Source organism: Bradyrhizobium sp. AZCC 2289 (assembly GCF_036924615.1).
In the GTDB taxonomy this organism is placed as follows: domain Bacteria; phylum Pseudomonadota; class Alphaproteobacteria; order Rhizobiales; family Xanthobacteraceae; genus Bradyrhizobium.
Genome location: NZ_JAZHRY010000001.1, coordinates 5,030,292 through 5,052,282 on the forward strand (window position 1 = coordinate 5,030,292; position 21,991 = coordinate 5,052,282).

At 62.7% G+C, this 21,991-nt stretch carries 19 protein-coding genes; 12 read left to right on the forward strand and 7 right to left on the reverse strand.

Going from position 1 to position 21,991, the window contains the following annotated elements; genetic code table 11:
• Window positions 1–4: 4 nt before the first annotated feature.
• The 4 genes from V1289_RS23970 to V1289_RS23985 all read right to left on the reverse strand — a co-directional run bounded on the left by V1289_RS23970 (window position 5) and on the right by V1289_RS23985 (window position 2,625).
• Window positions 5–178, reverse strand: coding sequence for a hypothetical protein (locus V1289_RS23970; RefSeq protein ID WP_334408009.1), 174 nt, complete (start codon window positions 176–178; stop codon window positions 5–7).
• Window positions 133–492, reverse strand: coding sequence for a hypothetical protein (locus tag V1289_RS23975; protein WP_334399361.1), 360 nt, complete (start codon window positions 490–492; stop codon window positions 133–135). Before V1289_RS23975 ends, V1289_RS23970 begins: the two co-directional genes overlap by 46 nt.
• A 382-nt stretch (window positions 493–874) precedes the next feature.
• The gene (locus V1289_RS23980) at window positions 875–1,318 is read right to left on the reverse strand and encodes a hypothetical protein (RefSeq protein WP_334399362.1); all 444 of its coding nucleotides are present in this window, start codon (window positions 1,316–1,318) and stop codon (window positions 875–877) included.
• 986 nt (window positions 1,319–2,304) lie between these two features.
• The gene (locus V1289_RS23985; protein ID WP_334408011.1) at window positions 2,305–2,625 is read right to left on the reverse strand and encodes a hypothetical protein; all 321 of its coding nucleotides are present in this window, start codon (window positions 2,623–2,625) and stop codon (window positions 2,305–2,307) included.
• Window positions 2,626–3,477: 852 nt separating this feature from the next.
• Between V1289_RS23985 and V1289_RS23995 the strand changes: the two genes are divergently transcribed.
• A complete protein-coding gene (locus V1289_RS23995) occupies window positions 3,478–3,816 on the forward strand; it encodes a monooxygenase (protein ID WP_334399363.1) in 339 nt (112 codons plus the stop codon).
• Between the two features lie 119 nt (window positions 3,817–3,935).
• On the forward strand, window positions 3,936–4,778 hold the full coding sequence (locus V1289_RS24000; protein ID WP_334399364.1) for an amidohydrolase family protein: 843 nt from the start codon (window positions 3,936–3,938) through the stop codon (window positions 4,776–4,778).
• A gap of 54 nt (window positions 4,779–4,832) precedes the next feature.
• On the opposite strand, the gene V1289_RS24005 is transcribed toward V1289_RS24000, so the two are convergent.
• Window positions 4,833–5,795 carry a Bug family tripartite tricarboxylate transporter substrate binding protein gene (locus V1289_RS24005; protein WP_334399365.1) on the reverse strand — a complete coding sequence of 321 codons (963 nt, stop codon included), beginning with the start codon at window positions 5,793–5,795 and terminating at the stop codon, window positions 4,833–4,835.
• A gap of 112 nt (window positions 5,796–5,907) precedes the next feature.
• On the opposite strand from V1289_RS24005, the gene V1289_RS24010 reads away from it, so the two are divergent.
• Window positions 5,908–7,095, forward strand: a complete 1,188-nt coding sequence (locus V1289_RS24010; protein ID WP_334399367.1) for an acyl-CoA dehydrogenase family protein — start codon at window positions 5,908–5,910, stop codon at window positions 7,093–7,095.
• A 9-nt stretch (window positions 7,096–7,104) separates the two neighbouring features.
• On the opposite strand, the gene V1289_RS24015 is transcribed toward V1289_RS24010, so the two are convergent.
• Window positions 7,105–7,860 carry an SDR family oxidoreductase gene (locus V1289_RS24015; RefSeq protein WP_334399369.1) on the reverse strand — a complete coding sequence of 252 codons (756 nt, stop codon included), beginning with the start codon at window positions 7,858–7,860 and terminating at the stop codon, window positions 7,105–7,107.
• Between the two features lie 263 nt (window positions 7,861–8,123).
• Between V1289_RS24015 and V1289_RS24020 the strand changes: the two genes are divergently transcribed.
• Window positions 8,124–9,431: an MFS transporter gene (locus V1289_RS24020; protein ID WP_334399371.1), complete on the forward strand. Its 1,308-nt coding sequence runs from the start codon at window positions 8,124–8,126 to the stop codon at window positions 9,429–9,431.
• A gap of 384 nt (window positions 9,432–9,815) precedes the next feature.
• Here the strand turns inward: V1289_RS24020 and V1289_RS24025 are convergent, their stop codons facing one another.
• Window positions 9,816–11,033: an ABC transporter substrate-binding protein gene (locus V1289_RS24025; RefSeq protein ID WP_334399373.1), complete on the reverse strand. Its 1,218-nt coding sequence runs from the start codon at window positions 11,031–11,033 to the stop codon at window positions 9,816–9,818.
• Window positions 11,034–11,241: 208 nt separating this feature from the next.
• On the opposite strand from V1289_RS24025, the gene V1289_RS24030 reads away from it, so the two are divergent.
• The 8 genes from V1289_RS24030 (at window position 11,242) to V1289_RS24065 (ending at window position 21,975) form a co-directional block, all read left to right on the forward strand.
• A complete protein-coding gene (locus V1289_RS24030; RefSeq protein WP_334399375.1) occupies window positions 11,242–12,396 on the forward strand; it encodes an acyl-CoA dehydrogenase family protein in 1,155 nt (384 codons plus the stop codon).
• A gap of 285 nt (window positions 12,397–12,681) precedes the next feature.
• On the forward strand, window positions 12,682–13,845 hold the full coding sequence (locus V1289_RS24035) for an acyl-CoA dehydrogenase family protein (RefSeq protein WP_334399377.1): 1,164 nt from the start codon (window positions 12,682–12,684) through the stop codon (window positions 13,843–13,845).
• A 148-nt stretch (window positions 13,846–13,993) separates the two neighbouring features.
• A complete protein-coding gene (locus V1289_RS24040; protein ID WP_334399379.1) occupies window positions 13,994–14,650 on the forward strand; it encodes a glutathione S-transferase family protein in 657 nt (218 codons plus the stop codon).
• Window positions 14,651–14,805: 155 nt separating this feature from the next.
• Window positions 14,806–15,624, forward strand: a complete 819-nt coding sequence (locus V1289_RS24045) for a helix-turn-helix domain-containing protein (protein WP_334399381.1) — start codon at window positions 14,806–14,808, stop codon at window positions 15,622–15,624.
• A gap of 62 nt (window positions 15,625–15,686) precedes the next feature.
• Window positions 15,687–16,553 (forward strand): 3-keto-5-aminohexanoate cleavage protein, encoded by an 867-nt coding sequence (locus V1289_RS24050; protein WP_334399383.1) that lies wholly within the window; start codon window positions 15,687–15,689, stop codon window positions 16,551–16,553.
• A 109-nt stretch (window positions 16,554–16,662) separates the two neighbouring features.
• Complete coding sequence (locus V1289_RS24055; protein WP_334399385.1) at window positions 16,663–18,267, forward strand: AMP-binding protein; 1,605 nt, start codon at window positions 16,663–16,665, stop codon at window positions 18,265–18,267.
• 115 nt (window positions 18,268–18,382) lie between these two features.
• Window positions 18,383–19,999 carry an acyl-CoA carboxylase subunit beta gene (locus tag V1289_RS24060; RefSeq protein WP_334399387.1) on the forward strand — a complete coding sequence of 539 codons (1,617 nt, stop codon included), beginning with the start codon at window positions 18,383–18,385 and terminating at the stop codon, window positions 19,997–19,999.
• On the forward strand, window positions 19,996–21,975 hold the full coding sequence (locus tag V1289_RS24065; protein WP_334399389.1) for an acetyl/propionyl/methylcrotonyl-CoA carboxylase subunit alpha: 1,980 nt from the start codon (window positions 19,996–19,998) through the stop codon (window positions 21,973–21,975). Before V1289_RS24060 ends, V1289_RS24065 begins: the two co-directional genes overlap by 4 nt.
• Window positions 21,976–21,991 lie beyond the last annotated feature (16 nt).

Below are 21,991 nucleotides of genomic sequence, written 5' to 3' on the forward strand. Positions count from 1 at the left end.
TCTCTCAGCCAACCGGAACGACTTTGGCCAAATGCTGCGTGCAGCTCCGCTGCCCGCAGCATCGCTTTTTGCATAAGCCGCCCTTGCCGGCAAACGGATGCACGTGCGCGCGGTCTTTAAGCAATAGCTTGATCAGCCGCAATTCCAGCTCGGCCCGATCGGCGTCCGCGTCCAGCAAGGGCCAAAGCTGCCGCCATTGTAGCGACCGCCGTAAAAGCCAGGCCGGCCGAAATAGTGCCAGTCGCCATCGTACCCGTAATAACTTGGGACTGGATCGATATACCAAGGGCGCCGGTTGTGGCGCGCCATGCGCGAAACCGAAGCTCTCTGGGCGTAAGCTGGAAGGCTGTTATTCGGTGGCTGATGATATCCCGGCAGGAAGCCGTAGCCGTGCCAGCGTGGCGTCGGCCGGCTATGAGCCGGCGCAGCCGGCGCGACGACCGGCAGCAGTGATAGGACGATAGCAATCGACAAAAACACGAAGCGCGACATAAGCACACCATAGACGGCCGGCTGTTGGGAGGCGATTCAAATCTAAGTGCACAGCCCAACTGCTTCCGGTTCGCTTGCGAAACGACCGTTTTGCGCCGGAAGCAGCCCAAAACACACTCGCAGCCTCCGGGTAACCTCTTGCCTCAAATCAGGGTCGTCCGGTGCGTGGTCGCAGCCATCCTATGATTACGTCATGCGGCGTTCGGTGGCTGCGCGGCAGGCTGTGTCGTTGGATCGCGGCTTTTGCAAAAGCCAGTGCCTGCTGGCCCGATTGTCGTTGCTCGCGCGCAAGTGCCATCCACTCGCGAATAATGGCACGTCGTGCCTTCGGCTTGGCCATCTGGATTCCCTTTCGAGGCTATTCCGATCATCGAACGGCGCGCTACGCCGCCTTTTGGACCGGATAGTCCTGCGATCGTCGCGCCAAAGGCGCGCAACCGCATTCATGCACGGCGCCGCGCACGATCACGAAGCCGCGTTTCGCCACAGAGGCGCGAAGGCTTTCGTTCGCCGTTGGTTTCTGTGCGTCAACCCAAACAACCAGCACAGCGCGAGGGCTGAGGAAATTCATCAACCAGTCCATCGTCGTCTCGAGCGAGCGAAGCGTGCGTCGCCGCCAATCCACAAGCGCAACGTCGTACTGACCGGTTGGACGGCCGCAATTGCCCGCCGCAGCCGCCAGCAAATATCCACGCCGGTGCAACTCCAGCATCAATTCCATGCTCTTCGAGCCGGCTACCACGACGCGCTGGCGCGTCGAGCAACCCGCGAGCGCGATCATCGGATCAATAATTCTGTCGCCAGTGGTGACCTGAGGGGAAGACATAACTCACCTGCTTTCGTTCGTTCTCGCCCGTCAGGCGCGGACCGGGGGCCTTGTGGAGATCGAATCGTTTGCGAAGCGGCAAGGCTTCCGTGCTGCCGATTACTCCGTTTCGCAGGTCTGCAGACGGCGTGTCATGCGAGATGGCTTGACTCACATGGGCTAATATCTTCCGGGCGAGATTTGATTTCGAGAGCGCTGCAATCTCGGTTTTATATGAGCCGCATAAGGTCGCCATGAGCATAGCCTTCGCCACAGCCACTCCCTGCTTCGGAGGGATATCTGCGACTGGGCTGCACTATTCCGCTTTTAGAAAAGGACAAGGCGAATCCCCTCGAATTCAAACACTCTCGCGGTCATCTTCCAGGCAAGCATTCATCGACCGTGGGGCGTGTCTCCGACGAACGGCCCGGCGTCCCGATTGCGCATTTGACGTATTCGCGTCGTCCTGCGCGTGGGATTTCCGGCAATTCGCCCATGAGGCATTTCGCGCTGCTTGGAGGCCAAGATGCCGATCTATTGTGCATATATCGTTGGGCTACACGACCGAACCATTGGCGTGGTTCAACTGGACTGTGTTGATGATGAGTCCGCCATCAAATCCGCCAGCCGGCTCGTCGACAGCCATGACGTGGAGCTTTGGCAGACGGATAGGCCTGTAGCCAGGTTCGACGCCCGGTCCAAACAGATGTGCAAAAAATAGCGGCGGACGACGAACTCACAAGCGTGGCGATGCTGCGCTCGCCGCACGGGATATCGACTTGGGCAGTGCGGAAGCGCCCTTAGCCGCGATCGTCCTTTTCGCAGTTCGGCGGCGATTTCCCGCTGGCTGGCCGCTTTGGGCCACAGGCAGACGTCAAGCTTCTGCACAGGTCGCGAGGGCTCACACGGCCTATCCGCGTTTCTCCACAATCTGCATTGGTCAGCAAAACTGACCGATAGAATATCCGGTTAGTCGGACTTGATGAGTGAAAAAAATCAGCGCAGGGTCAGCTGGTGATGATCTGGCTGAGGATCGCGTAAAATATGACTGCCACATCGATGAGCCGAATAGTCGTGCCGTCTCTCGCGCTTGTTGCAGCATGTGGTGCAGCCCTTGTCTTCGGCATCACGGACATACGGCGCGAGCCACCGCTTGAAACGAGCGCGGCAACCGCGGCGCCTACGGTTTCGTCACCTGCATCGAGCGCTCGAGATGAGAGCTCGGCGGCGCTCGCAACAGCGCAAGCTGACGCAAACGCCGTGGCAGCTGAACTTGCCGTTTCGCCATCCCCGCCGGTCAGCGACGGGTCTGTGCCCGTCTTCGACATTGCCCGCATTGAGCGAACGGGCGACGCAGTCATCGCTGGCAGGGCAGCGCCAGGCGCGATTGTGGAACTGTTGCGAAACGGCGAGCGCCTTGATGGAGCGACCGCAGATCAATCTGGACAATTCGTTATGATCCCTCCCCGCCTGCCTCTTGGGGAATACGAGCTGACGTTGAGGTCCAGATCGCCTGACGGCACCATGGCAACATCCAAACAAGGCGTGGCGGTCGCGTTAGCCGAGACAGAGTCCAGTTCCGGCGTGAACCGATCGCGCGCTGAGGTGCCGTTGAATGTTCCAGAGACGGCGGCGACCAATCGATTATCACTGGATCGCGTCACCAGGTCGTCTCAAGCGCGCCCGCTCTCGCCACCTCCTCTGCGTATTGCGAAGCGGCAGGACGTTGCTATTTCAGAGCTGCCGCGCGCAACTGCTGCCGCCCGTCTGTCAGATGGAGGCTCATCGTCCCCCGTGGTCGAGCCCAAGATTACGACCACGGTCGTATCTCGTGGCGACAGCCTGTGGCGCATCAGCCGTGTCACCTACGGCGTGGGTACGCGATACGCGGTCGTTTACAAAGCAAACCGAGACCGGATTCGAGATCCAAATCGTATATATCCCGGCCAGATCTTTGTCCTTCCCTTGAAAGCGCGCTGAAACGCGGCAACCCGGTGTCGCAACGCGGGCCCACCGCCCTAACGGTGTACGCAAAGGCCGGTTCTGGCACTCCGCACTCATCGCGACTACGGCGAACGTCCACTTTTCGCCAAAGCGGTCATCGCCGCGAGGTCGGCTTTTTGACCGTGTCCCCGAATTAACGCATGATATCATTGCCGACTTAACGCGAGGAACCATCCATGCCCAATTGCATCGTTGTCGTTCAGTTCGATTTACCAAAGCGCACGGAGGAGCAGGCGGTGAAAGGAGGCACTTCGACCGCGCCGATCTATCGCGGCCTTGCCAGGAGAGGTTTGATCCGAAAGGACTACCTGAATGGGGAAAATGGCAGCGGCGGTGTTTATCTCTGGGACAGCCGGGAATCGGCGCAAGCCTGGTTTACAGAGGAGCGCGTGGCGGAATTGACCAAACGCTTTGGGGTCCGGCCTCGCCTCACCTGGTACGACACATACGTGACGGTCGACAATTTGAAGGGCGAGACCCGCGTCAATGGCAACGCGATTGAGGTAGCGGCCTGACCATACCGATCGCGGCGCGGCCAACGCGCGGCGCGATACAATCGGTTTGAAGCCGCCGAACGGCGGAGCTTTGAACCTGCCGCAATGTCCGAAAGCCTGAGACATAAGGAACTGCTCCGATGCCGATTATCGATTCCCAGGTCCACGCCTATGAGGCCAACACGCCGAAGCGGCCCTGGCACAGCGTGCCGAACTGGCCCGCTCACGTCACGGGCGACGAGATGGTAGCGGCGATGGACAAGGTCGGTGTCGACGGCGCGATCTTCATCTCCGCCTTCTCCATGTACCAATACGACGCCAGCTATGCCGTCGAAGTGCAACGAGCCCATCCCGGCCGCCTCGCGATCGTCAAGCCGGTCGACCCGGACGATCCCGCGGTGGCCGATGTCATCGCCGACTGGAAGAATACGCCGGGCACGGTCGGAATCCGCATCATGATGACGAAGGAGGCCAAGCGCGATCCGAACCATCCGGGCCTCGACCGGATCGCACGCGCGGCCGTTCGCCACGACTTTCCGGTCAACATGTTGTGCTGGGGCAATCTGGAAGCGGGCGCTTCGATCATCCATCGCCATCCCGATACGCGATTCATCCTCGACCATCTCTGCATCCTGCAGCCGCGCACACCTCCCGCGCCGCCCGAGCCTTGGGCCGACCTTCCGAAGGTGCTGGAACTCGCGAGGCGCCCGAACGCCGTGATCAAGGTCAGCGGCGCCTGCACGCTGTCCCGGGAGCCGTATCCGTATCCAGACATTTGGGATCCGCTTGCTCGGATATTCGATGCCTGGGGTTTCGATCGCTGCTTGTGGGGCACGGACTGGACGCGCGCTTTCGCAGTCGTCAGCTACGAGCAGGCCGTTGAACCGTTCCGCAAGACTGACCGCCTGAGCGACACCGAGCGCGCAATGCTGATGGGCGGAGCCTGCGCCAAGGCTTATGGCTGGTCGCCGAAGAAAGGCTAGTGCCGGCTGATGGAGGGCGCCTGCGCCATGCCGGATGCAGGCACCGCCACGGCGCTAGTCGATCGAAATATTCGCCTCGTGCGCGACCTTGATCCAGCGCTCGGTTTCCAGACGCATCATGTCTCCGAATTGCCGCGGCGTCATGGCTTCGGCTTCGGCGCCCTCATTGCTGAGAAACGTGCCGAATTCGGGTGAGGTCAGCATCTTGCCGATCTCCGCGTTGAGCGCGTTGACGACATCTCCGGACATCCCGGCCGGGCCGGCAATGCCCCACCAGGACCCCAGATCGACGCCTGATAGCCCCGACTCCTCGAGCGTCGGCACATCCGGCAGCAGCGCCGTTCGCTTGGCGCTTGTCACCGCAAGGGCTTTGGCCTGGCCGCTTCGGACGAGCTCCAGCGCCTGCGGCAGACTTGATACAAAGATGTCGACATGGCCGCCGACGAGATCGTTGAGCGCCGGCGCGCCGCCCTTATAGGGAACGTGCGTGAACCTGACGCTCGCCGAAAGCGCGATGAGCTCGGTCGAAATCTGATTGATGCTGCCGAGACCGGCCGACGCGAAGGTGATCTGGCCCGGTTTGCTCCTCGCCAGAGCGAACAATTCCCTGGCCGATTGCACCGGGAGCTTGTTCGATGCCGTGATCAGCAGCGGCCCGCGGGCAATGAAGGCCACCGGCGTAAAATCCTTGACCGTGTCGAACGGCATGGTCTTGCTGATCGCCGGGCTGATCGAAAACGTCGGCGACACCAGCAAGAGCGTGTAACCGTCCGGCGGCGCCGCGGCGACGGCCGCGGTGCCGATCAAGCCGCCCGCGCCGGCGCGGTTTTCGACCACCACCGGCTGCCCCCACGCCTCGGTCAGCTTCTTGCCGATGGCGCGGCCGACCAGGTCGTTCGAGCCCCCTGCCGCAAATGGAATAATCAGCGTGATCTGCCTGGACGGATAGGTTTGCGCGCGCGCGGCCGGGCTCGTGAATACAAGCGCTGCGGCAAGCAAAGCTGCACTCCTGATCATGACAGGTTTCTCCCGGCGCATGATGATATGGCAACCGCGTACCGAAAATGACCTATAATCGTCGTATCCGCGACAGGCATTTTCGGGTCATAGCCATTTTCAGGGACAAGCAATGGACTTCCAACTCAGCGGACAGCAACGGCGGATGGTAGAAGCGGTGCGTGACCTCGCTCAGGGAGAGTTCAAGGCAAACTCGCAAAAGTACATGGATGGCACGTTCCCCTGGGAAAACATGAAGAAGCTCGCCGATATCGGCGTGCTCGGCATGTCGGTCCCCGAGGAATATGGCGGCCTCGGCTTGCCGGTATTTGATACGGCGCTGGTGCTCGAGGAGATTGCGAAGACCTGCTACGTTACCGCAATGGCCACCCTCGGTGAGGCCGGGGTTCAGACCCGGGTGATCGCGACCTACGCTCCCAACGCTATTCGCGAGCGAATCCTGCCGAAGGTGGTCTCCGGCGACTGCATATTGGCCGTCTGCATGACCGAGCCGCATGCCGGCACCGATGTCGCGAACTACCGGACCAACGCCGTCATCAGGGGTGACCGCGTCATTCTCAACGGGACAAAGACGCTGATCAGCCGGGCCAGGGAGGCCGGCATGTTCGTGATCTTCACGCGGATCGACGGCAAGCCCGGCCGCGAGGGTATCGGCTGCGTTCTGCTGGAGCCCGACACGCCGGGTTTCGAGGTGACCGGGACCTACCACACGATGGGCGGCGAAAACCTCCACGAGATCCAGTTCAACGATTGCGAATTGCCGCTGGAGAATCTCGTGGTTCGCGATGACGGCTTTCGAAAGCTGCTGAACGCCTTCAACACGCAGCGCTGCCTCAATCCGAGCATATCGCTTGGGCTGGCCGAAGGGGCTTTTGATGAAGCCCGCAACTATGTCAGGGACCGAACGGTGTTCGGAAAGGCGATCGGGGACTATCAGGGCGTGCGGTGGAAGCTCGCAGAGATGTACCGCGAGATCGAGACGGCCCGCAGCATCCTCTATCGCGCCTGTATCACCGCTAATCCGTTTCCCGATGCTTTCCTGGCGGCGGTGGCCAAGATCACGTGCAACGAAATGTCCAACCGGGTCACCAGCGAGGCGATTCAGTTGCACGGCGGATTCGGTTTCACCGACGAATTTCCGGTATCGCGTCTCTATCGCGGTGCGCGCTACGGGACGCTTGGCGGCGGCACCTCCGAGACGCTCCGCGATCTGATCGGCAAGCGGATCATGGATGCGACCGAGACGGGCGCTGAACTCCTGGCTTATGACATGGTGAATGGCGCTGATCTCGCGGTATGAGGTCGCGGATCAGGCAACTGCCCGTGAGCGGCGGAGCCATTCGTCCAAACCGATGCGGCCGAGGCGCGCTTCACCCAACGGCACGAGCGAATGCTCCTCGACGCGGCTGCCGAAATATCGGGCCTCGGGATCACACACCACCTCGCGCGGGTCGCCGATCGCCTTCAGATAGCGGGCAACAAATTCGTTGAACGGTGCTCGTTCCGGGCCGGCAAACTCGACGATGCCGCTTCGCGGCGCTGCGAGTGCCACCTCGGCGACGACAGGCGCAACGTCATCCGCCGCGATGGGCTGGAACAGGCCGGGCGAAAGCCTGACCGTGTTTCCATCCGCACTTGAAGCGGCGATGCCGCCGAGGAATTCCAGGAATTGGGTCGCGCGGATAATGGTGTAGGGGATGCCGGAGGCCTCGATCAGTTTCTCTTGCGCGACCTTGGCGCGGAAATAGCCATTGTCGGGCGACCGGTCGGTGCCGACGATGGATAGCGCGACGTGGTGCTGGACGCCGGCAGCGGTCTCCGCCGCGAGAAGGTTGCGCCCGGAAGCCTCGAAAAATTCCAGCACCGCCCTGTCTTCGAGTGAGGGCGAATTGCTGAGGTCGATCACCACCCGCGCGCCGGCCATGGCGGCTTTGAGCCCCTCGCCGGTGATGGTGTTGACGCCGCTTTTGGGCGAGGCGGCAACGGCCTCGTGGCCGCCCTGGCGCAGAATGGCGACGGTCTTCGAGCCGATCAGGCCGGTGCCGCCGATCACGACGATCTTCATGGTTGAACCTCTCTTGTCGATGACTGGAGATCCTTAGATAACTGGAGATCCCTAAATGGGTTCGATCACGCGGCCGCGTAATTCAGGGTGCCGCAGCCACATCTGGCCGTCGGGCCGACACCAAAGCCCGGTGCCTCGGCCGTTTGTTGTGACAGCAGAGCTGTCGCATGTTTTGCATCGCAGCTAACCTTTCCGGCGTGGTACCGATAGAAAAACACTTCTGCACAAGCTCGGCTGGCCACGAAACCCTGGGGGAGGGAACAATGGACCGTACGCTCGAACGATCGACCATGCGCAAAGTGTATCTGCGGCTGCTGCCGTTTGCCGTCTTGTCCTACGTGCTTGCCTATATCGATCGGATCAATGTGAGCTTCGCAGGCCTCACCATGCGCGGCGACATCGGCATGTCAGCCGGCACCTTCGGTTTTGCCGTCGGCATGTTCTACTGGGGCTATTTCATCTTCGAGGTCCCGAGCAACGTGATCCTGGAAAAGATCGGCGCCAGAATATGGATCGCCCGGATCATGATCACCTGGGGGATACTTGCGGGCTGCACCGCCGCCGTTACGAATTCGACAAGCTTCGCGATCGTGCGCTTCCTGTTGGGCGTCGCCGAGGCCGGTTTCTTTCCTGGCATCATCCTTTACTTCACCTACTGGTTCCCGAGCCATCATCACGCCCGCATCGTTTCGGGCTTTCTGGTAGGTCTGCCGGTCGCGGTGGCAATCGGCGCGCCGATATCGACCGGGCTTCTCGGCCTCGATGGCTTGTTCGGTCTGCGGGGTTGGCAGGTCATGTACATCGCCGAAGCGATCCCGACCGTTGCGATCGGAGTGCTGACATTTTTCGTGCTCACGGATCGCCCCGAGCAGGCAAAATTCCTGACCGCGGAAGAACGCAACTGGCTCGTCACCAGGATCGCCGCCGAACGCCGCGCCACCGAGGCGGTGCGCACATTCACGCTGTGGCAGGCTCTCTATAATCCCAAGGTGCTGCTGCTGGCGTTGAACTATGTCGGCATCGTCACCGCCAGCCTGGGCATGCTGATTTTCATTCCGCAAATGATCAAGTCGCTGGGTAACTACAGCAACATGACGGTCGGCTGGCTCACCATGATCCCTTATATTTGCGGCGGTATCGCCATGGTGGTGTGGGGGCGCATTTCCGATCGCATGAACGAGCGGCGCTGGAATTTGTTCATCGGTTGCGTGTTCTCGACCGTAGGGCTGGTCATCGCCGGCATGACGATGGGGACCTGGTGGGCGCTCGTCGGAATGTCGATCGCCGCGATGGGTTTTTATGGCTCCAAGGGCCCGTTCTTCGCCATGCCGCCCATGTTCCTCAGTGGCCCTGGACTTGCAGCAGGCATTGCCTGGATCAACTCGATCGGCAATCTCGGAGGCTTCTTCGGGCCCTGGTATGTCGGCATCATGAAAGATATGACCGGCAGCTACGCGGGTGGACTCTACGGGCTCGCCTTGCTCGGCCTCATCGCTGCGATCGTTTGCGCGCTGTTTCTGCACATTCCAAATCGCTTGCCGGCGTCGACGATGGTCGCGCCCGCCGAATGACCCTGATCACGCGTCATGACTGCTCGTGAACCCATGAATTCAGATGGTCGGCGGACGTCCGCTTTGGTGCGCATTCCGGGCTCAAGTCGGACATCGCGCGAGGACCGAAAAGTGGCACCTTTGAGACATGCTGGGGCGGTCTGATGATGTCCGTTGTTCGGGGAAGACCGGAAGTTGGATTTCGGGGCCGTCAGGTCAGTTGATAACCCCAAGCGGAAGTAGCCGCCGCATCTCAGCGTCTGTTATTATCTCATGATAAGGCATTCCGCTGGAGCGACATGCCGGTCCCTCCAACCTCGGCCGGTATTTCACTTATGGGTCAATCGCGTCGAGTTCGGCGTGTCGGCGGCATGTCCGGTTAAAGGGGCTAGTGCCGGACATCGTTCACGAGCCGCCGCGCAGCAAATCGCTGATGACGGTCAACTGGTTGTCGCGAAACTCGACCATGTAACCGTCCTTGATCGGACGATAGTCGGTCGGCGAAGTGTTGAGCGTGATGCCGGGCAGCAGCATCGACAGCGACACGTTCTTGAGGTTGGCGGCCTGGGCCATGATGTTGGCGCGGCTCAAATCGTTCTTGCACTGCTCCAGCACCACGACCAGCGCCTGGGCGACCATGTAGCCATAGCCGGCCGCGAAGTTGGCGGGATCGACATTCGGCAACCGCGATTTCATGAAGTCCGCATAGGCGAGGAGCCCGGCGTCTTTGGAGTCGGGAGTGTGGGGTTTCAGCGCCACCACCGACATGATGCCGCTGGCTGCCTCGAGGCCGGCCGGCACCATCACGGTGTCCTTGTTGGCGCAGCCAGAGGCGATGAAGCGCATCGGCCGCCAGCCGGTCTCGTAGGCCTTGCGGACCGCCTGCGCGCAGGCGCGCGGCGTCACGCTGTAGATCAGGAACACGTCGGCCTTGGTGTTGGCGAGCGTGAGGATCTGCGAATCCACCGTGGGATCGGCGACCTCAAAACTCGTCGCCATCGCGATCGCCTTGTCGGCGTCGGCGCCGAGCGCTTGCCTGACGCCGCGCAGATAATCTTTTCCGGCGTCGTCGTTCTGGTAAAGGATCGCAAAGCGCGCGTTGGGATTTTTGGTGCGCGCAAAGCGGACCTCGATGCCGGCTTCCTCGACATAATTGGGCGCCCAGGGCAGCGCCATCAGCCAGGGCTGGGTGGCGGGCTCGTTCCATTTCGACGCCGAGCTGATCAGGAACAGGTGCGGCACCTTGGCGCCGTTGAGATATTTTGCGGTCGCCGAGCTCGGCGCGGTGCCCATGGTGCCGAACATGAAGGCGACGCCGTCATTCTCGACCAGCCTTCGCGTCGCCTCGACCGTCTTCGGCGGCGAAAAACCGTCGTCGAGCGATATCATGTTGAGCTTGCGCCCGTTGACGCCGCCCTTCTCGTTGATCATGTCGAAATAGGCCGCAAACACCTTGCCGGTGACGCTGAGCGCCGAGGCCGGGCCGCTATACGGCATGATGTTGCCGAACTTTATCTCGGTGTCGGTGATCCCCGGCTGCTGCGCCACGGCCGGCGTCCATGCGGCAAGCGACAGGGAGGCCGCCAAAAATACGGTCGGGGCAACGCTGCTCGATCTGATCACGCTCGATCCTCCCGGCGTAGCGCCGATTTTGTGTTATTTTTGTTGGCCGCAGGCTAGGGCAAGCCTAAGGAATCCGTCTTGCGTTCAGTTGCTGGACGCGAGACGCAACCCGCCGACGCTGCGCTCTGGCGCGGCATGGAAAAAGTCAGCCGCTCAACGCAAGTTGCGCCGGCCAAATCAGGGCAATTTAGACCCCAGGGAGGCCACTATGCTGGAGCGGACACGGGCGCAAAGCCCATTCTATACGGCGGAGCATGAAGCGTTCCGCGACGTGATGCGCCGCTTCGTGGCCCGCGAAATCGAACCCTTTGCCAGCGAATGGGACGAAGCCGGCGAGTTTCCGCGCGAGCTGTACGCAAAAGCCTCCGAGATCGGGCTATTGGGGCTGGGCTTTCCCGAGGAATATGGCGGCGTCGCCGCCGACCAGTTCATGAAGATCGTGGCCTCGCAGGAACTGGCGCGCGCCGGCGCCGGCGGCGTCAGCGCAAGCCTGATGAGCCACACCATCGGCTCGCCGCCGATCGCGCGCGCCGCCCGCCCCGAGATCAAGGCGCGGGTGCTGCCGGAGGTTTTGGCAGGCAAGAAAATCTCGGCGCTGGCAATCACCGAGCCGAGCGGCGGCTCGGACGTCGCCAATCTCCGCACCAAAGCGCGCCGCGACGGGGATCATTACGTCGTCAGCGGCGAGAAGACGTTTATCACCTCGGGCATGCGCGCCGACTATCTGACGGTCGCGGTGCGTACCGGCGGCGAAGGCGCGGGTGGCGTCAGCCTGCTGCTGATCGAGGGTGATACGCCGGGCCTGTCACGGACCAAACTGAAGAAGATGGGGTGGTGGGCGTCGGATACCGCGACGCTGCATTTCGACGAGTGTCGCGTGCCGGTCGAAAACCTGCTCGGCGAGGAGGGCCAGGGTTTCAAGCTCATCATGCAGAATTTCAACAGCGAGCGCATGGGCATGGCGGCGAGCTGCACCGCTTACGCCCGCGTCTGCGTCGAGGAAGCGATCGCCTACGCCAAGGAGCGCAAGACCTTTGGCAAACCGATCTCCCAGCACCAGGTGATCCGCCACAAGCTGGTGGACATGGCGCAGCGGGTTGCGGCGTCGCAGGCGATGCTGGAAATGCTGGCGTGGCGGCTCGGGCAGGGCGAGAGCCCGGTTGCCGAGATCTGCATGATGAAGAACCAGGCGACGCAGACCATGGCGTTCTGCGCGTCGGAGGCGGTGCAGATCTTCGGCGGCGCCGGTTTCATGCGCGGCGTCAAGGTCGAGCGCATCTACCGCGAGGTCAAGGTCAACGCCATCGGCGGCGGCACCGAGGAGATCATGAAGGATCTTGCGAGCCGGCAGATGGGGCTGTGAGGGGTTTTTCTCCGTCATGCCCGGGCTTGTCCCGGGCATCCACGTTCTTGGTGCCGGTGAAAAAGTAAGACGTGGATGGCCGGGCATAGGCGAGCGGAAGCGACGCCGTCCTTCGGACGGCTATGCCCGGCCAAGACGAGCGAAAGAAGAACACCGTCATTCCGGGGCGCGCGCGGCGCGAACCCGGAATCCAGAGATAAGTTAAGCAATATCGAGGTTCTCCGATGTGCAATTGCACATCGTAGTTCGGCGCTTCGCGCCGCCCCGAAACGACAAGGAAGAAAAATGCTCTTCACCGCCGACCACGACGAACCGCGCCGCATCCTGCAGAAGTTCATCGCGGCGGAAATCAACCCGTTCGTCGATGAATGGGAGAAGGCGGAACAGTTCCCCTCGCATGAGCTGTTCAAAAAACTCGGCGATCTCGGCTTTCTCGGCCTCAACAAGCCGGTGGAATTCGGCGGCCAGGGGCTCGATTACAGTTTTGCGCTGATGATGGCGGAAGAGCTCGGCGCCATCAGATGCGGCGGCGTGCCGATGGCGATCGGGGTGCAGACCGATATGGCGACCCCGGCGCTGGCGCGGTTCGGCTCCGATGAAGTGCGCCAGGAATTTCTGGCGCCCGCGATCGCCGGCGATGCGGTTGCCTGCATCGGCGTCTCCGAGCCGGGTGCGGGCTCCGACGTCGCCTCGATCAAGACCAATGCGCGGTCCGACGGCGACGATTACGTCATCAACGGCGGCAAGATGTGGATCACCAATGGCGTTCAGGCCGACTGGATCTGCCTTTTGGCCAACACCAGCGACGGGCAGGTCCATCGCAACAAGTCGCTGATCTGCGTTCCAATGAAAACCAGGGGCGTGCAGGTCGCGCGAAAACTCGACAAGATGGGGATGCGCTCCTCCGATACCGCGCAGATCTTCTTCGACAATGTCCGGGTGCCGAAGCGCAACCGCATCGGCGACGAAGGTAAGGGTTTTACCTATCAGATGGTGCAGTTCCAGGAGGAGCGGCTGTGGGGTGCTGCGGCCTGCCTCAAGGCGCATGAATTCATCATCGCCGAGACCATCGAATACACCCGCAACCGCAAGGCATTCGGCAAGACGATTCTCGATAACCAGACCGTCCACTTCAAGCTTGCGGAAATGCAGACCGAGGTCGAATTGCTGCGCGCGCTGATCTATCGTGCTGCCGAGGCGCTGGTCGCGGGCGAGGACGTGACGCGGCTTGCGACCATGGCCAAGCTCAAGGCCGGCCGGCTGGGCCGCGAATTGACCGATGCCTGCCTGCAGTTCTGGGGTGGCATGGGCTTTATGAACGAGACGCCGGTAAGCCGGGCCTATCGCGACACCCGCCTGACCTCGATCGGCGGTGGCGCCGACGAGGTGATGCTGACGGTGCTATGCAAGATGATGGGCACGCTGCCGGGAACGGGCCAAAGACAATAGGTTATCCTCATCCCCGGACGAACGCACTTGCGTTCGCTCGGGAGAAGGCGCACTTGCGCCGTCTCGAAGGATGAGTTGTGTTGCGCATGGTTCGAGACGCGCGAAGCCGCGCTCCTCACCATGAGGACTATCGAGGGGGACGAAACGGATGATCACGCTTTATCACTGCGACGGTGCGCGCTCGTTCCGTCCGCTCTGGATGCTGGAAGAACTCGGCCTGCCCTACGATCTCAAGATGCTGCCGTTTCCGCCGCGGGTGTTCGCCAAGGAATATCTCGCGATCAATCCGCTCGGCACTATTCCCTTCATGGTCGACGGCGAGACCAAAATGACGGAGTCCTCCGGCATTTGCCATTACCTCGGCACCAAATACGGCCCGACGTCGCTGGTTGTCGGCGTCGACGACGCGGCCTATGGCGCCTTCCTGAACTGGATGTACTTTAGCGATGCGACGCTGACGTTTCCGCAAACGCTGGTGCTCCGCTACAGTCAGCTGGAACCCGAGGAGCGGCGCAATCCGCAGGTCGCCGGCGATTACGCAAAGTGGTTCCTTGGCCGGCTGCGCGCGGTCGAAGCCGCGACCGGCAAAGCCGAGACGCTGTGCGCCGGGCGCTTCACGGCGGCCGATATCGTCAATGGTTACGCCCTGCGGCTGGCCGAAAACATCGGTTTGGCCAGGGATTTCGGGCCTAACGTCAGGGCTTATTGGGCGCGGTTGCAGGCGCGCGACGGCTACCAGCGGTCGGTGGCCGCGGAACAAAAGGCCGGGCTCGAGCAGAACGTGGCGCCGCGCGTGCGCGCCTGATTTCGCCTGTCATTCCGGGGCGATGCGAAGCATCGAACCCGGAATCTCGAGATTCCGGGTTCGCTTCGCGCCCCGGAATGACGTGGTCCGGCGCCGGATTTACGCTATGGTTGCCTCGCGCAGCGGCCAAAAGAGCCGCCCCAGGAGGACCTGCCATGGACGCCAAGGGCCACGTTTCCGGCCATCTGATGCTGATCACCCCCGATCGCGTGTTTTACGCAGGCTTGCTCGGCCGTCCGCGCGAGCGCTGCCCGGGCGCGTTTCACGTCTATGTCGCGATCAAGGGCGGCCTCCGCCTCACCACCGCGGCCGGTCGCGAGAGCCATGGCGAGCTTGCCGTCACCACACCAAATCAGCGCCACACCATCGCCAGCGTCTATCGCTCGGCGATCTGCGTCGCCATCGAGCCTGAAAGCGTCCGCGCCGGCGCGCTCGATGCGCTCGATGCGCGGCTCACGGGTCCGGAACGCCATCTGTTTGCCGACCGGATTCGCGGTGCCTATGCGGCGCTGCGGGATCGGCAATATAGCGACGATCTGTCGAACGCCGAATTCGACACCATGTGTTTCGGCGAGGCGTTATCGCAGCGCGCGCTCGATCCGCGCGTGGTGCGCTCGATCGCGCAGATCGGCAAATTTGACGGCGAGCCGGTGACGGCGGCAAGCTGTGCGACGGAAGCAGGATTATCGCCGTCGCGCTTCCTGCATCTGTTCAAGGAAGAGACCGGGATCTCGTTCCGCTCGTTCCGTGCCTGGAAGCGGGCGCGGCATCTCCTGCACTTCGCCAACCAGGACATCAACCTCGCGCATCTCGCGCAGGATATCGGCTATCCCGACTCCACGCATTTCAGCCACTCGATCCGAAGGTTTTACGGCTTGAAGCCGCGCGCGATCTTTTCCGGCTCGCGCGATCTGGCGATCTACCGCAGCGGCCGCATTGGCGCCGATAGCGCGTGGACGCAAGAAGCCGGCTAGCGTCGGACGCATGATCCTCGTTCCTGTTCCGCGACAAGACACGAGCAGATCGAAGGAATTTCATGAGCGACAAGGCCGTCATCACCTGCGCGCTGAACGGCGTGCTGACCGATCCGAAACAGCACCACGTTCCCGTCACGCCGGAACAGATGGCGCGCGAGGCGAGGGCCGCCTTCGACGCCGGCGCCAGCGTCATGCATATCCATCTGCGCCAGCAGGCGCCGAACAAGGGCCATCTGCCATCGTGGGAGGTCAGCGTCAGCCGGGAGATTCAGCAGGCGATCCGCGAGGCTTGCCCGGGCGTCATCATCAATCACACCACCGGCACCTCGGGGCCGAACTATTCCGGCGCGCTCGATTGCGTACGCGAGACCAAACCGGAGATGGCGGCCTGCAACGCCGGTTCGCTGAATTATCTGAAAGTGAAGGCCGACAACACCTGGGCCTGGCCGCCGATGATGTTCGATAATGCGGTCGAGAAGGTGCAGGACTATCTCGACGTGATGAAGGCAGCGGATACGATTCCGGAATTCGAATGCTTCGACGTCGGTATCGTCCGCTGCGTCGGCATGTATCGGCAGACCGGCATGTATTCCGGTCCGCTGGAATATAATTTTGTGATGGGCGTCGCATCCGGCATGCCGGCCGATCCGGAATTGCTGCCGATCCTCTTGAAGCTCAAACTGCCGGAAGCGCATTGGCAGGTCACCGCGATCGGGCGCGCCGAAATCTGGCCGCTGCACCAGCGCTGCGCCGATCTCGGCGGCCACCTCCGCACCGGGCTGGAGGACACCTTCTATCTCGCCGACGGCACCAAGGTGACGTCGAACGGGCAGCTGATCGAGGCGATCGCAGCGTGCGCGCGCAAGGCGGGCCGCGAGATCGCAAGCCCGGCGGAAGCGCGGCGGATTTTTGGGACCAGGCATTAGTGCCAAACCGTCATTGCGAGCGAAGCGAAGCAATCCATCTCGCCGCGTAAAGGAAGAATGGATTGCTTCGTCGCTTCGCTCCTCGCAATGACGATGAGAGAGGATCGACATGACCAACCTCACCGCCACCGGCGGCGTCCCCGGTCCGGGCCGCATCGGCCGCGTCGCGATCGGCGATCTCCTGAAACGCGCGGCGGCGCGGTTTCCCGATCGCGTTGCCGTCACCGACGGCGCGCGGCGCGTCACCTTCACCGAGTTGGAGCGCGACGCCAACCGTTTTGCCAATTATCTGGTGCAGCGCGGGCTGAAGCCGGGCGAAAAAATCTCGACGATCTGCAACAACTCGGTCGAGTTCGTCAAAGCGCTGTTCGGCATTCATCGCGCGGGTCTGGTCTGGGTGCCCATCAACACCATGCTCGGTCCGGCCGATATGGACTACATCCTCGGCCACGCCGAAGTGCGGTTCGCGCTGATCGACGATAATCTGCATGCGCAGGCCGACCGCCGCGCCGCGCTGCAGAAGCGCGGCATGGATCTGATCGCGGTCGATCTGACCGGCAACGCCGCCAAAGCCGGGTTGGAGAGTTTCAACGATCTCATCAACGGCCAGTCCGACATCGAGCCCGAGATCGATTTCGACGACCGCGATCTCGCGATGATCATCTATACCTCCGGCACCACGTCGCGCCCGAAAGGCGCGATGCACTGCCATCTCGCCGTCGTCATGGCGGTCATGAGCAACTGCATCGAGATGCAACTCGGACGCGACGACGGCATCACCGGGCAATTCCCGCTGTTCCACTGCGCCGGCCATGTGCTGCTCCTAAGCTATCTCTCGGTCGGCGGCCGCATGGCGCTGATGCGCGGCTTCGATCCCGTGGTCTGCATGGAAGCGATCGTGCGCGATAAGCTCACCGTGTTCGTCGGGCTGTCGCTGATGTATCAGGCGATCCTCGATCACCCGCGCCGCCGGGAATACGACCTCTCGGGGCTGAAGACCTGCATCTACACCATGGCGCCGATGGGCCGCCCGCTGCTGGAACGCGCGATCGCCGATCTCTGCCCGAACTTCGTGCTGTCCAGCGGCCAAACCGAAATGTATCCTGCGACCACGATGTCGCGGCCCGAGGTGCAGCTCACGCGCTTCGGCAACTACTGGGGCGAATCGCTGATCGTCAACGAGACCGCGATCATGGACGACGCCGGCAATCTGCTGCCGCGCGGTCAGGCCGGCGAACTCGTGCACCGCGGCCCCAACGTGATGATGGGCTATTACAAGGACCCGAAGGCCACCGAAGAGGCGCGCAAATTCGGCTGGCATCACACCGGCGATCTCGCGCTGATCGATGAGAATGGCGAAGTGCTGTTCCTCGACCGCAAGAAGGACATGATCAAGTCCGGCGGCGAGAATGTCGCCTCCGTCAAGATCGAAGAGACGCTGCTGGCGCATCCCGCCGTGCAGAATGCCGCCGTGGTCGGCCTGCCGCATCCGCAATGGGGCGAGGCAGTCTCCGCTTTCGTCAAGCTGAAGCCGGGCGCGCAGGCGGACGAAGCCGGAATTGCCGAGCATTGCCGCAAACATCTTGGCGGTTTTCAGGTGCCGAAGTTCATCAAGATACTGGATGAAATGCCGATGACCGCGACGGGAAAGCTGCGCAAGGTCGAACTGCGGCAGGCTTTTGCCGAACATTTTGCAGAGAAGAAGAGTGCGTGATGATGGCCAACACCCCCACTGTCATTCCGGGATGCGCCGTAGGCGCAGACCCGGAATCTCGAGATTCCGGGTCTGGTCCTTCGGACCATCCCGGAATGACGGAGTAAGTTGATTCATGGCCATCATCGAAAGCACCATCATGCCCTCGGGCGCCGGCTACAAGGCCAACCGCGACGGCATGCTGGCGCTGATCGCGCGGATGCGCGGCCTCGAAGAGCGCACCCGTGCCGCCTCCGCTGCGGCCAAGGATCGCTTTCACAAGCGCGGCCAGTTGCTGCCGCGCGAGCGCGTGGCGCTGGTGCTCGATCCCGGCGCGCCTTTCATCGAGCTGTCGACCCTGGCCGGTTACATGTTCGACGTGCCGGACGCCGGCAAGAGCATCCCGGGCGGCGGCGCGATCGCCGGCATCGGCTTCGTCTCCGGCATTCGCTGCATGGTCAGCGCCAATGATTCCGGCATCGACGCCGGGGCGCTGCAGCCTTACGGCCTCGACAAGACCTTGCGGGTGCAGGAGCTGGCGCTGGAGAACAAGCTGCCTTACGTGCAACTGGTCGAAAGCGCCGGCGCCAATCTGTTGCGCTACCGCGTCGAGGATTTTATCCGCGGCGGCAACATTTTTCGCAATCTGGCGCGGTTGTCGGCGGCGGGCCTGCCGGTCGTCACGGTGACGCACGGATCCTCGACCGCGGGCGGCGCTTACCAGACCGGGCTCTCCGATTACATCGTGATGGTGCGCGGCCGCACCCGCGCCTTCCTCGCCGGGCCGCCGCTGTTGAAAGCCGCGACCGGCGAGATCGCGACCGAGGAAGAACTCGGCGGCGCCGAGATGCACACCTCGATTTCCGGCCTCGGCGACTATTTGGCGGAGGACGACCGCGACGCGCTGCGGATCGCGCGCGACATCATGGCTAATCTGGAATGGGATCGGCCGAAGCCGCCGCAAGACTCGTTCAAGCCGCCGCGCTACGACGCCGAAGAGTTGCTCGGTGTCATGCCGATGGATCACAAGCGTCCCGTCGATATGCGGCAGGCCATCGCACGCTTCGTCGACGATTCCGACTTCACCGAATTCGGCGCCAATTACGGCCCCGCCACCGTCTGCGGCCACGCCCGCATCGAGGGGCAGGCGATCGGCATTATCACCAATAACGGCCCGCTCGATGTGCCCGGCGCCAACAAGGCGACGCATTTCATCCAGGCCTGCTGTCAGTCGCGTACGCCGCTGCTCTATCTCAACAACACCACCGGCTACATGGTCGGCAAGGCCTATGAAGAGGCCGGCATGATCAAGCACGGCTCCAAGATGATCCAGGCGGTGACCTCAGCCACCGTGCCGCAGATCACGATCTATTGCGGCGCCTCGTTCGGCGCCGGCAATTACGGCATGTGCGGCCGCGGCTTCCATCCGCGCTTCTGCTTCTCGTGGCCGAACGCCAAGACCGCCGTGATGGGCGGCGAGCAGGCCGCCGAAACCATGGCGATCGTGACCGAGGCCGCCGCCGCGAGGCGCGGCAGGCCCATTGAAAAAGAGAAGCTGGAGGCGATGAAGGCGCAGATCACGGGCGTTTTCGACGGCCAGATGGATGTGTTCTCGACCAGTGCGCGCGTGCTTGACGACGGCGTCATCGATCCGCGCGATACCCGCAGCATCCTGTCCGAAGTGCTGGCGATCTGCCGCGAGGCCGAGACGCGGACGCCACAGCGCATGCAATTCTCGGTGGCGCGGCCATGAGCGATGCCACCATGAAGCAGACGCCGTTCCACAAAATCCTGATCGCCAACCGCGGCGAGATCGCGCTGCGGATCATGCGCACCGCGCGCCGGCTCGGTTATGGCGTGGTCGCGGTCTATTCCGATGCCGATCGCGATTCACTGCATGTGCGCGAAGCCGACCAAGCGGTGCGGATCGGTGAGGCGCTGCCGTCGCAATCCTATCTGCGGATCGATGCGATCATCGCCGCCGCGAAGGCATCAGGCGCCAGCGCGGTGCATCCCGGCTATGGCTTCCTCGCCGAGAACGAGGAGTTTGCGCAAGCCTGCCGCGACGCGGGCCTCGTCTTCATCGGGCCGTCGCCGGAATCGATCAGGGCGATGGGCAACAAGGCCGGCGCCAAGAATATCATGCGAGATGCCGGCGTGCCCTGCGTGCCCGGCTATCAGGGCGCGGACCAGAGCGACGCGGTGATGCTGGCGGAAGCGAAGAAGATCGGCTTCCCGGTGATGATCAAGGCTGTCGGCGGCGGCGGCGGGCGCGGCATGCGGCTGGTCGCGAATGCTGCGGCGTTTCCGGATGCCTTGCGCAGCGCGCGATCCGAGGCGCAGGGCGCGTTCGGCGATCCCAACGTCATCCTGGAGCGTGCCATCGTCGATCCCCGCCACATCGAGATCCAGGTGTTCGGCGACCGCTACCGCAACGCCGTCCATCTCGGCGAGCGCGATTGCTCGGTGCAGCGGCGGCACCAGAAACTGATCGAGGAAGCGCCGTCGCCGGCGGTCACGCCGAAATTGCGGGCGCGGATGGGCGCGGTCGCGGTCGCGGCGGTGAAGTCGATCGGCTACGAGGGCGCCGGGACGCTGGAATTCCTGCTCGATCAAGGCGGCGAATTCTACTTCATGGAAATGAACACGCGGCTGCAGGTCGAGCATCCCGTCACCGAGGCGATCACCGGGCTTGATCTGGTCGAATTGCAGTTGCGTATCGCCAGCGGCGAGCCGCTCGGGCTCACGCAGGAGGACGTCAAATTCTCCGGCCACGCGATCGAGGTACGGCTGTGCTCGGAAGACGTCGGGCACGATTTCATGCCGCAGTCAGGCAGGATGGCGCTGTGGCAGATGCCGGACGGGATTCGCGTCGAGCACGCGCTGCAATCCGGTTCCGAGATTCCGCCGTTCTACGATTCGATGATCGCCAAGATCATCAGTTTCGGTGCTGATCGCAACGAGGCGCGCGGCAAGCTGATCTCCGGCCTGGAGCAGACCGCGGCGTTTGGCGTCACCACCAATCAGTCGTTTCTGATCTCCTGTCTGCGCCATCCCGGCTTTGCCGCGGGCGAAGCGACCACGGCGTTCATCGGCCAGCATCGCGACGAACTGCTGGCGCCGCGCGCGGATGAACATTTCGAGGCCGCGCTGGCGGCGCTGCTGCTCTATGTGACCAATCCGCACGCGCCGCCATGGCGAAGCGGACGCAGCCTGGCGGCGACATTCCCGATCGCTGCGCGCATCGACCTGGGCAAAAGCGTGCAGGAAGTCGAAATCGTGCGCGAACGCGATGGGAGCTACACCGCGAGCCTCAACGGCCACGTGCACCGGTTCGAGATCGATGAGCTCGGCCGCGACAGCATCCGCTTCGACAGTAGCGGCGTGATGGAATCGGCAAGGTTTCAGCGCGACGGAGATCGCCTCTATATCCTGCACCGGGGCCTCACGCTCAGGGTGCGCGACCTGACGCTGGCCGCGCCGGTCTCCGCGGTTTCGAACGGCGGTAACGGCAAAGTCCGCGCGGCGATGAACGGCCGCGTCGTCGCGGTGCTGGTCAAGCCGGGTGAGAAGGTCGCGGCTGGTCAACCGGTGATGACGCTGGAAGCGATGAAGATGGAGCATGTGCACACGGCCGGCATAGCGGGCACGATTGCGGCCATCGATGTTGCCGAAGGCGAGCAGGTGACGACGGGGAAGATTGTCGTGGAGATCGAGGCGGCGGCGTAGCTTCGTAGGGTGGGCA

What these genes read in the sequence shown, in the direction of transcription:
- V1289_RS23975 (WP_334399361.1), bottom strand. Translation starts at nt 492, where the DNA reads ATGTCGCGCTTCGTGTTTTTGTCGATTGCTATCGTCCTATCACTGCTG.
- V1289_RS23980 (WP_334399362.1), bottom strand. Translation starts at nt 1,318, where the DNA reads ATGTCTTCCCCTCAGGTCACCACTGGCGACAGAATTATTGATCCGATG.
- V1289_RS23985 (WP_334408011.1), bottom strand. Translation starts at nt 2,625, where the DNA reads ATGTCGAAGACGGGCACAGACCCGTCGCTGACCGGCGGGGATGGCGAA.
- V1289_RS23995 (WP_334399363.1), top strand. Translation starts at nt 3,478, where the DNA reads ATGCCCAATTGCATCGTTGTCGTTCAGTTCGATTTACCAAAGCGCACG.
- V1289_RS24000 (WP_334399364.1), top strand. Translation starts at nt 3,936, where the DNA reads ATGCCGATTATCGATTCCCAGGTCCACGCCTATGAGGCCAACACGCCG.
- V1289_RS24005 (WP_334399365.1), bottom strand. Translation starts at nt 5,795, where the DNA reads ATGATCAGGAGTGCAGCTTTGCTTGCCGCAGCGCTTGTATTCACGAGC.
- V1289_RS24010 (WP_334399367.1), top strand. Translation starts at nt 5,908, where the DNA reads ATGGACTTCCAACTCAGCGGACAGCAACGGCGGATGGTAGAAGCGGTG.
- V1289_RS24015 (WP_334399369.1), bottom strand. Translation starts at nt 7,860, where the DNA reads ATGAAGATCGTCGTGATCGGCGGCACCGGCCTGATCGGCTCGAAGACC.
- V1289_RS24020 (WP_334399371.1), top strand. Translation starts at nt 8,124, where the DNA reads ATGGACCGTACGCTCGAACGATCGACCATGCGCAAAGTGTATCTGCGG.
- V1289_RS24030 (WP_334399375.1), top strand. Translation starts at nt 11,242, where the DNA reads ATGCTGGAGCGGACACGGGCGCAAAGCCCATTCTATACGGCGGAGCAT.
- V1289_RS24035 (WP_334399377.1), top strand. Translation starts at nt 12,682, where the DNA reads ATGCTCTTCACCGCCGACCACGACGAACCGCGCCGCATCCTGCAGAAG.
- V1289_RS24040 (WP_334399379.1), top strand. Translation starts at nt 13,994, where the DNA reads ATGATCACGCTTTATCACTGCGACGGTGCGCGCTCGTTCCGTCCGCTC.
- V1289_RS24045 (WP_334399381.1), top strand. Translation starts at nt 14,806, where the DNA reads ATGGACGCCAAGGGCCACGTTTCCGGCCATCTGATGCTGATCACCCCC.
- V1289_RS24050 (WP_334399383.1), top strand. Translation starts at nt 15,687, where the DNA reads ATGAGCGACAAGGCCGTCATCACCTGCGCGCTGAACGGCGTGCTGACC.
- V1289_RS24055 (WP_334399385.1), top strand. Translation starts at nt 16,663, where the DNA reads ATGACCAACCTCACCGCCACCGGCGGCGTCCCCGGTCCGGGCCGCATC.
- V1289_RS24060 (WP_334399387.1), top strand. Translation starts at nt 18,383, where the DNA reads ATGGCCATCATCGAAAGCACCATCATGCCCTCGGGCGCCGGCTACAAG.
- V1289_RS24065 (WP_334399389.1), top strand. Translation starts at nt 19,996, where the DNA reads ATGAGCGATGCCACCATGAAGCAGACGCCGTTCCACAAAATCCTGATC.